We start from the raw sequence: 1,193 nt of genomic DNA, 5'->3' as shown, positions 1-1,193 counted from the left end.
ACCATGGCCAAAGAGAAGTTTGCCCGCACGAAGCCGCACTGCAACATTGGCACGATCGGTCACGTCGACCACGGCAAGACGTCGCTGACGGCGGCGATCACGAAGGTCCTGGCGGAGTCCGGCGGGGCGACGTTCACGGCCTACGACCAGATCGACAAGGCACCCGAGGAGAAGGCGCGCGGGATCACGATCTCGACGGCGCACGTCGAGTACGAGACGGCCAACCGGCACTACGCGCACGTCGACTGCCCCGGGCACGCCGACTACGTGAAGAACATGATCACGGGCGCCGCGCAGATGGACGGCGCGATCCTGGTGGTGTCGGCGGCCGACGGCCCGATGCCGCAGACCCGCGAGCACATCCTGCTCGCCCGCCAGGTCGGCGTGCCGGCGCTGGTGGTGTTCCTGAACAAGGTCGACCTCGTCGACGACGCCGAGCTGCTCGAGCTCGTCGAGATGGAGGTGCGCGAGCTGCTGTCGAAGTACGACTTCCCCGGCGACGACATCCCGATCACCAAGGGCTCGGCCAAGGTCGCGCTCGACAACGGCGACAAGGCGGTCGGGCACGACGCGGTGCTGGCGCTGATGAAGACGGTCGACGACTACATCCCGCAGCCGGAGCGTCCGATCGACATGCCGTTCCTGATGCCGATCGAGGACGTGTTCTCGATCTCGGGCCGCGGCACGGTGGTGACGGGTCGCGTCGAGCGCGGCATCGTCAAGGTCGGCGAGACGGTGGAGATCGTGGGCATCCGCGACACCCAGACCACGACGGTCACGGGCGTCGAGATGTTCCGCAAGCTGCTCGACCAGGGCCAGGCGGGCGACAACGTCGGCGTGCTGCTGCGCGGCACCAAGCGCGAGGACGTGGAGCGCGGCCAGGTCGTGTGCAAGCCGGGTTCGGTGAAGCCCCACACCAAGTTCAAGGCCGAGGCCTACATCCTGACCAAGGAGGAGGGCGGCCGCCACACGCCGTTCTTCACCAACTACCGGCCGCAGTTCTACTTCCGCACCACCGACGTCACCGGCGTCTGCGTGCTGCCGGAAGGCACCGAGATGGTGATGCCGGGCGACAACGTGACCATGGACGTCACGCTGATCGTGCCGGTGGCCATGGAGGAGAAGCTGCGCTTCGCCATCCGCGAAGGCGGACGCACCGTCGGCGCCGGCGTCGTCGCCGCCATCAACGCGTA

General features: G+C 67.6%; 1 protein-coding gene. It reads left to right on the top strand.

Going from position 1 to position 1,193, the window contains the following annotated elements; translation table 11 throughout:
* Positions 1–3: 3 nt before the first annotated feature.
* Positions 4–1,193: elongation factor Tu (gene tuf, locus FV234_RS25815; protein WP_147765408.1), on the top strand; the 1,190-nt coding region annotated here is incomplete at its 3' end.

The sequence above is a fragment of the Methylobacterium sp. WL8 genome, assembly GCF_008040045.1.
Lineage (GTDB): Bacteria > Pseudomonadota > Alphaproteobacteria > Rhizobiales > Beijerinckiaceae > Methylobacterium > Methylobacterium cerastii.
This window is presented reverse-complemented; position numbering and strand designations above follow the sequence as displayed.